The organism is Thermogutta sp. (assembly GCF_039793925.1).
GTDB lineage: Bacteria > Planctomycetota > Planctomycetia > Pirellulales > Thermoguttaceae > Thermogutta.
Map to the genome: position 1 here is coordinate 1 of NZ_JBAMME010000340.1, position 8,036 is coordinate 8,036.

An 8,036-nucleotide genomic window follows, 5' to 3' on the forward strand; every position below is an offset into this window, starting at 1 on the left:
GCGACTTTGCGACCTGCGACCTTGCGACCCTCTTTATTCGCGAATCGCCCACAGCTGCACAGTTTTGTCCGCCGAACCGGATGCCAGCATCTGGCCATCGGGGGAGAAGGCCACGCTGAGTACCCCGCCCGTATGCTCCAGCGGGACGCACAGTTCCTCTCCGGTGGCAAGGTCCCACAGCCGCACAGTGTGGTCCCACGACCCGGATGCCAGCATCTGGCCGTCGGAGGAGAAGGCCACACTATTCACATAGTCTGTATGCCCTTCCAGGATGCGCAGCACCTGCCCTGTGGTGGGGTCCCACAGCCGCACGGTATGGTCATCCGACCCAGATGCCAGCATCCGGCCATCGGGGGAGAAGGCTACGCTCAGTACCATCCCCTTATGTCCTTTCAGGACGTGCAGCGGTTGCCCGGTGACGGGGTCCCACAGCCGCACGGTATAGTCCCACGACCCCGATGCCAGCATCCGGCCATCCGGGGAGAAGGCCACGCTGCTCACCATGTCCATATGCCCTTCCAGGATGCGCAGCGCCCGCCCTGTGGCGGGGTCCCACAGCCGCACGGCACGGTCCGCCGATCCGGAGGCCAACATCTGGCCATCGGGGGAGAAGGCCACGCTGATCACTCCGCTCGTATGGCCCAGTAGGACGCGCAGTTCTTCTCCTGTGACGGGATCCCACTGCCGCACGGTATGGTCCGTCGATCCGGATGTCAGCATCCGGCCATCGGGGGAGAAGGCCACGCTGTTCACCCAGTGTGTATGCCCCCTCAAGATGCGCAGTACCCGCCCCGTGGTGGGGTCCCACAGCCGTACAGTGTCGTCATCCGCCCCGGATGCCAACATCTGGCCGTCCGGAGAGAAGGCCACACTGTTCGCCCCGCCCGTATGCCCCGTTAAGACGAGAACCATCTCTGCCTCCTTTGTACGATCCGGTCGTAAGGTCGCAGGCCGCGAGCCGCGGGGACGTAAGGTCGCAGGCGCGACCTTGTGATTTGCAACCTTCTTTATTCGCGAATCGCCCACAGCCGCACGGTTTTGTCCGCCGAACTGGATGCCAGCATCTGGCCATCGGGGGAGAAGGCCACGCCGAGCACTGTGCCTTCGTGCCCTTCCAGGATGCGCAGTGCCTGCCCGGTAGCAAGGTCCCATAGCCACACGGTGTTGCCGTCCGACCCGGATGCCAGTATCCGACCATCTGGCGAGAAGGCTACACTGTTCACCCAGTCCGTATGCCCTTCCAGGGTACGCAGCACCTGCCCGGTAGCGGGGTCCCACAGCCACACGGTGCGATCACCCGATCCAGATGCCAGCATCCGGCCATCGGGGGAGAAGGCTACGCTCAACACTATCCCCTTATGTCCTTCCAGGACGTGCAGGATTTCCCCGGTGGCGGGATCCCACAGCCGTACGGTGTGGTCCCACGACCCCGATGCCAGCATCCGGCCATCCGGGGAGAAGGCCACGCTGTACACTGAGGCCGTATGGGCTTTCAGGATGCGCAGCGCCTCTCCGGTGGTGGGGTTCCACAGCCACACGGCACAGTCCGCCGATCCGGAGGCCAACATCTGGCCATCGGGGGAGAAGGCCACGCCGATCACCCCGCTCGTATGGCCCAGTAGGACGCGCAGTTCTTCTCCTGTGACGGGATCCCACAGCCGCACGGTCCGGTCCGTCGATCCGGATGTCAACATCCGGCCATCCGGTGAGAAGGCCACGCTGTTCACCCAGTGTGTATGCCCATTCAAGATGCGCAGTACCCGCCCCGTGGTGGGGTCCCACAGCCGTACAGTGCCGTCATCCGACCCGGATGCCAGCATTTGGCCGTCCGGAGAGAAGGCCACACTGCTCACCCGGTCCGGATGCCTCATTATGACGAGAACCATTTCTGCCTCCTTTGTACGATCCGGTCGTAAAGTCGCAGGTCGCGAGCCGAGGGGACGTAAGGTCGCAGGCGCGACCTTGCGGTTTGCAACCTTCTTTATTCGCGAATCGCCCACAGCCGCACGGTTTTGTCCGCCGAACCGGATGCCAGCATCCGGCCATCGGGGGAGAAGGCCACACTGAGCACCCCGCTCGTATGCTCCAGCGGGACGCGCAGTTCCTCTCCGGTGGCGAGGTCCCACAGCCGCACGGTGTGGTCCCACGACCCGGATGCCAGCATCTGACCATCTAGCGAGAAGGCCACACTGTTTACCCAGTCCGTATGCCCTTCCAGGATGTGCAGCACCTGCCCTGTGGTGGGGTCCCACAGCCGCGCGGTATGGTCATCCGACCCGGATGCCAGCATCCGGCCATCGGGGGAGAAGGCTACGCTCAGTACCATCCCCTGATGTCCTTTCAGGACGTGCAGCGGTTGCCCGGTGGCGGGATCCCACAGACGCACGGTGGTGTCCCACGACCCCGATGCCAGCATCCGGCTATCCGGGGAGAAGGCCACGCTGCTCACCATGTCCATATGCCCTTCCAGGATGCGCAGCGCCCGCCCTGTGGCGGGGTCCCACAGCCGCACGGCACGGTCCGCCGATCCGGAGGCCAACATCTGGCCATCGGTGGAGAGGGCCACGCTGATCACCCCGCTCGTATGCCCCCGTAGGACGCGCAGTTCTTCTCCTGTGACGGGATCCCACTGCCGCACAGTACGGTCCGTCGATCCGGATATCAACATCCGGCCATCGGGAGAGAAGGCCACGCTGGCTACCGGACCTCTGTGCCCTTCCAGGATGCGCAGTACCTGCCCGGTGGCGGGGTCCCACAGCCGTACAATGTCGTCATCCGACCCGGATGCCAACATCCGGCCGTCCGGAGAGAAGGCCACACTGCTCACCCAGCCCGTATGCCCCGTTAAGACGAGAGTCATCTCTGCCTCCTTTGTATGATCCGGTCGTAAGGTCGCAGGTCGCGAGTCGCGGGGACGTAAGGTCACAGGCGCGACCTTGTGATTTGCGACTTTCTTTATTCGTGGATCGCCCACAGCCGCACGGTTTTGTCCGCCGAACCGGATGCCAGCATCTGGCCATCGGGGGAAAAGGCCACGCCGAGCACCGCGCCTTCGTGCCCTTCCAGGGTGCGCAGTTCCTGCCCGGTAGCGAGGTCCCACAGCCGCACAGTATGGTCATCCGACCCGGATGCCAGTATCCGGCCATTGGGAGAGAAGGCCACGCACTGCACCCCGTCCATATGCCCTTCCAGGGCGCGCAGCACCTGCCCGGTGACGGGGTCCCACAGCCGCACAGTATGGTCATCCGACCCGGATGCCAGCATCCGGCCATCGGGGGAGAAGGCTACGCTCAGTACCATCCCCTGATGTCCTTTCAGGACGTGCAGCGGTTGCCCGGTGGCGGGATCCCACAGACGCACGGTGGTGTCCCACGACCCCGATGCCAGCATCCGGCTATCCGGGGAGAAAGCCACGCTACTCACCACTTCCATATACCCTTCCAGGATGCGCAGGACCTGTCCTGTGGCGGGATCCCACAACAGCACGGTGCCGTCCCACAACCCCGACGCCAGCATCCGTCCATCGGGGGAAAAGGCCACGCTGATCACCCCGCTCGTATGCCCCAGTAGGACGCGCAGTTCTTCTCCTGTGACGGGATCCCACTGCCGCACGGTATGGTCCGTCGATCCGGATGTCAACATCCGGCCATCGGGGGAGAAGACCACGCTGTTCACCCAGTGTGTATGCCCCTCCAAGACGCGCAGTACTCGCCCTGTGGTGGGGTCCCACAGCCGTACAGTATCGTCATCCGACCCGGATGCCAACATCCGGCCGTCCGGAGAGAAGGCCACACTGCTCACCCAGCCCGTATGCCCCGTTAAGACGAGAGCCATCTCTGCCTCCTTTGTATGATCCGGTCGCAAGGTCGCAGGTCGCGAGTCGCGGGGACGTAAGGTCGCAGGTCGCGAGTCGCGGGGACGTAAGGTCGCAGGCGCGACCTTCTTTATTCGCGGATCGCCCACAGCCGCACGGTGCGGTCCCACGCCCCCGATGCCAGCATCTGGCCATCGGGGGAGAAGGCGACACACTGCACCTCGGCCCTATGCCCTTGCAGGATGCGCAACATCTGTCCCGTGGCGGGATTCCACAACTGCACGGTGTGGTCCCACAACCCCGACGCCAGCATCTGGCCATCGGGGGAGAAGGCCACACTCAACACCCGCTCCCAATCCCCTCCCAGGATGCGCAGTATCTGTCCTGTGGCGGGATTCCACAGCCGCACGGTGCCGTCCGACGACCCGGAGGCTAGTATTTGGCCATCCGGGGAGAAGGCCACACCGTTCACCCAGTCCGTATGCCCTTTCAGGATGCGCAGCGCCTGCCCCGTGGCGGGGCCCCACAGTTGCACGGTGGGATCGTACGATCCGGAGGCCATCATCTGGCCATCGGGAGAGAGGGCTACGCTGTACACCGGGTCTCCGTGCCCTTCCAGGATACGCAGTTTCCCGGCAAGGTCCCTGAGATCCCACAGTCGCACAGTGCAGTCACTCGTTCCCAATGCCAGCGTCCAACCATCGGGAGAGAAGGCCAGGCTGAATACCCAGGCTGTAGGCGAGAAGACCTCGCCCCCCCCGAGTTGGTCTCCGCTTCCCACCAGAACGTGCAACGTTTGCCCGCTGTCCGGGTCCCACAGCCGCACCGTACCGTCCAACGACCCGGATGCCAGCATCCGGCCATCCGGAGAGAAGGCCACGCAGCACACATCCCACCTATGTCCCTGCAGAACACGCCGTATCTGCCCGGTGGCAGGGTCCCACAGCCGCACAGTACCGTCCCACGACCCGGATGCCAGCATCTGGCCATCGGGGGAGAAGGTCACGCTCTGCACCAGGTCTGTATGTCCTTCCAGGACGTGCAGTATTTCCCCGGTGGCGAGGTCCCATAGCCGCACGGTGCGGTCTGCCGAGCCGGATGCCAGTTTCTGGCCATCCGGGGAGAAGGCCACGCTCAGTACCCCCCTGGTATGTTCTTTTAGTATTGTCGTTTTCATCTTTTTCCCTCTTGTGATGGTCGCGAGGTCGCGCGGCACCGCCCCAACATTTCTTCCAGATTGCAACAACAGTCCTGCCCCGCTGGGGGATGGATGATTTCGCGCGCCTCCCGCTCCGACCTTTGATGGATTCTGAGGCTCTCGGATGACCGGTCATGCCGACCAACCGGGGCGCCGGGGCGATATTTCCGCCTGATATATTCCCGGGAGGATAGCGATTTTGTTGGCTTTCACCACACGCCTTGCCCCGGGCCCGGTGGTGCCGATCACTCCGAGCAGGTAGACCTCGCGGTCCTCGTCACCGGTAGGAGAAGGGAAGACTTCCACATCCACCCCTCTCAGGACAATCTTCCCCCCTCGATACACCATAGCGCCCCGAACAATCTCCCGGGCACAGACATATCCTAAAGCCCTTTCATCTCTCTTCGGAAACGGTTCCCCCGTGGGGTATTGGCTCATGAACTCCAGGTACTCATGGAGTTGTTGTTCCCAATCGTCATCCCGGTAGTGGAACGCCACGTATACAAAAGATGACCGCGACAGGGGATATCCCCCACGATCCCCGGTGGCAAGGTACAGTTCTGGTTTTTTCTCCCGCCCGCTCAAACCAAAGCCACTGTCCCAAAGGACGAGAGAAAACCCGTTCACTGCGGGATGACAGGAAATCAACCCTGCCCGTTCCGTGCGTTCCGGCTGCAGAATGCCGAATACTTTACGCTCATCTGTTGAGAAAGAGACACTGACTCCCATTGGTTCGCCTTCCTGATGCTTTCTTGGGTGTTTGCCCGATCTCGGGCCCCACGGCCGCACAATACCATCCCGTGGCCCGGAGGCCAGCATCTGCACTCCACGCTGTGTTCGTATCGCACCTGCCCCGTGGGCAAGGATCGGTCCTGACCTCACAAGGGCGAGTGCGGCGGGGCATCGCCCGGCGGTGAGGTCCCACGACTGAGTCCGTATGACGGCCGCCTGCTGTTCCCAGTCCCACGGTCGCACGGTGCCATTCGCCAGGCTGGAGGCCATCATTTGGCCATTAGAGAAGAAGGCCCCGTTGGTCACCGATCCGATATGCCCTCTCAGTCCCCCCTCTTGTGGTCGCGGGCCGCACGTCGCGTTTGCGACCCTGCCGTCTACGACCCTCCCGGTTCGGAGATGGCCCACAGCCGCACGGTGTGATCCGGCGACCCGGATGCCAGCATCCGGCCATCGGGAGAGAAGGCCACGCAGTTCACCGGACCTCTGTGTCCTTCCAGGATGTGCAGCACCTGCCCGCTGTTGGGGTCCCACAGCCGCACAGTGCGGTCGGCTGACCCGGCTGCCAACATCCGGCCATCTGGCGAGAAGGCTACGCCGAACACCCAATCCGTATGTCCTTCCAGGGTGTGCAGTCCTTGCCCCGTGGTGAGGTTCCACAGCCGTACAGTGCCGTCCCACGACCCCGATGCCAGCGTCTGGCCATCCGGGGAGAAAGCCACACTGTATACCCAGTCTGTATGCCCTTCCAGGACGCGCAATACTTGCCCGGCGATAAGGTCCCATAGTCGTACAGTGCGGTCTTCCGACCCGAATGCCAGCATCTGGCCGTCGGGGGAGAAGGCCACGCACCACACATCGGTCGTGTTCTCCCGCAAGATCCGCAACGTCTCTCCGGTGGCGGGATTCCACAGCCGCACGGTGTGGTCGAACGACCCCGATGCCAGCATCTGGCCATCGGGGGAGAAGGCCACGCTGCTCACCATGCCCGTATGCCCTTCCAGGATGCGCAGCACCTGCCCGGTGGCGGGATCCCACAGCCGCACATCCCGGTCTCCCGACCCGGATGCCAGCATTCGGCCATTGGGGGAGAAGGCCACGCTGCTCACCCCGCCCATATGCCCTTTCAGGATGCGCAGCACCCGCCCCGTGGCGAGATCCCACAGCCACACGGTGCCGTCATCCGACCCGGAGGCCAGTGTCCGGCCATCGGGCGAGAAGGCTACGCTGCTCACCCTGTCCGTATGCCCCTCCAGAACAAGTTCCATCGTAAGTTCCATGTTTCACCCCCTGTGATGGTCAGTCGTGGGTTGCCGATGCGACCTTACGACCATCCTTATTCGCGGATCGTCCACAGCCGCACGGTGTTGTCGGACGACCCGGATGCCAGCATCCGGCCATCAGGGGAGAAAGCGACGCAATACACCTGGGCGATATGCCCTTCCAGGGCGCGCAGTACCCGTCCCGTGGCGGGATCCCACAGCCGCACGGTGGTATCCCACGACCCCGATGCCAGCATCTGGCCGTCGGGGGAGAAGGCCACGCCTCGCACCCAGTCTGTGTGTCTTGTTATGGTGCGCAACCCCAACCCGCTGCTGGTGTCCCACAGTCGCACAGTGCAGTCGTCCGACCCGGATGCCAGCATCCGGCTATCGGGTGAGAAGGCCACGCTCTGCACCCAGTCCGTATGTCCTTCCAGGGTGTGCAGCACCTGCCCGGTAGCGGGGTTCCACAGCTGTACGGTTTTGTCCGCCGACCCCGATGCCAGCATCCGGCCATCGGGGGAAAAAGCCACGCACCGCACTCCATCCGTATGCCCTTTCAGGATGCGCAGCACTTGCCCGGTAGCAAGGTCCCATAACCGCACGGTGTTGTCGGACGACCCGGATGCCAGCATTCGGCCATCGGGGGAGAAGGCCACGCTCCACACAGCGCGCGGATGCCCTTCCAGAATGTGCAATACCCGTCCCGTGGCGGGATCCCACAGCCGCACGGTGTTGTCCACCGACCCCGATGCCAGCAGCTGGCTATCGGGGGAGAAGGCCACACTCAACACCCAGCTCTGATGCTCTTTCAGGATGCGCAGCACCTGTCCCGTAGCGGGATCCCACAGCCGCACGGTGGTGTCATCCGACCCGGATGCCAGCATCCGGCCATCCGGGGAGAAGGCTACACTGCCCACCCGGTTCGTATGTCCCCTTAAGACGAGTCCCAACTCTACCTCCCTCCCGCGATCGGGATGCACCACTGTAGGTCACGGGGCCGCCAGGTCGCGGGTCGCAGGCACGGCCC

General features: G+C 63.7%; 8 protein-coding genes. All 8 read right to left on the reverse strand.

Annotated elements, in window-relative coordinates; translation table 11 throughout:
- Nucleotides 1-33: 33 nt before the first annotated feature.
- The 8 genes from ABJK56_RS18340 to ABJK56_RS18375 all read right to left on the reverse strand — a co-directional run bounded on the left by ABJK56_RS18340 (nucleotide 34) and on the right by ABJK56_RS18375 (nucleotide 7,959).
- On the reverse strand, nucleotides 34-912 hold the full coding sequence (locus ABJK56_RS18340; RefSeq protein ID WP_347246133.1) for a WD40 repeat domain-containing protein: 879 nt from the start codon (nucleotides 910-912) through the stop codon (nucleotides 34-36).
- 95 nt (nucleotides 913-1,007) lie between these two features.
- Nucleotides 1,008-1,886 (reverse strand): WD40 repeat domain-containing protein, encoded by an 879-nt coding sequence (locus ABJK56_RS18345; RefSeq protein ID WP_347246134.1) that lies wholly within the window; start codon nucleotides 1,884-1,886, stop codon nucleotides 1,008-1,010.
- A 95-nt stretch (nucleotides 1,887-1,981) separates the two neighbouring features.
- On the reverse strand, nucleotides 1,982-2,860 hold the full coding sequence (locus tag ABJK56_RS18350; protein WP_347246135.1) for a WD40 repeat domain-containing protein: 879 nt from the start codon (nucleotides 2,858-2,860) through the stop codon (nucleotides 1,982-1,984).
- 95 nt (nucleotides 2,861-2,955) lie between these two features.
- Nucleotides 2,956-3,834 carry a WD40 repeat domain-containing protein gene (locus tag ABJK56_RS18355; protein WP_347246136.1) on the reverse strand — a complete coding sequence of 293 codons (879 nt, stop codon included), beginning with the start codon at nucleotides 3,832-3,834 and terminating at the stop codon, nucleotides 2,956-2,958.
- Nucleotides 3,835-3,944: 110 nt separating this feature from the next.
- Entirely contained in the window at nucleotides 3,945-4,991 is a 1,047-nt protein-coding gene (locus tag ABJK56_RS18360) for a WD40 repeat domain-containing protein (protein ID WP_347246137.1), read from the reverse strand.
- Between the two features lie 153 nt (nucleotides 4,992-5,144).
- Nucleotides 5,145-6,050: a hypothetical protein gene (locus tag ABJK56_RS18365; protein ID WP_347246138.1), complete on the reverse strand. Its 906-nt coding sequence runs from the start codon at nucleotides 6,048-6,050 to the stop codon at nucleotides 5,145-5,147.
- Between the two features lie 71 nt (nucleotides 6,051-6,121).
- Nucleotides 6,122-7,024: a WD40 repeat domain-containing protein gene (locus ABJK56_RS18370; protein ID WP_347246139.1), complete on the reverse strand. Its 903-nt coding sequence runs from the start codon at nucleotides 7,022-7,024 to the stop codon at nucleotides 6,122-6,124.
- A 56-nt stretch (nucleotides 7,025-7,080) separates the two neighbouring features.
- Nucleotides 7,081-7,959, reverse strand: coding sequence for a WD40 repeat domain-containing protein (locus ABJK56_RS18375; RefSeq protein ID WP_347246140.1), 879 nt, complete (start codon nucleotides 7,957-7,959; stop codon nucleotides 7,081-7,083).
- Nucleotides 7,960-8,036 lie beyond the last annotated feature (77 nt).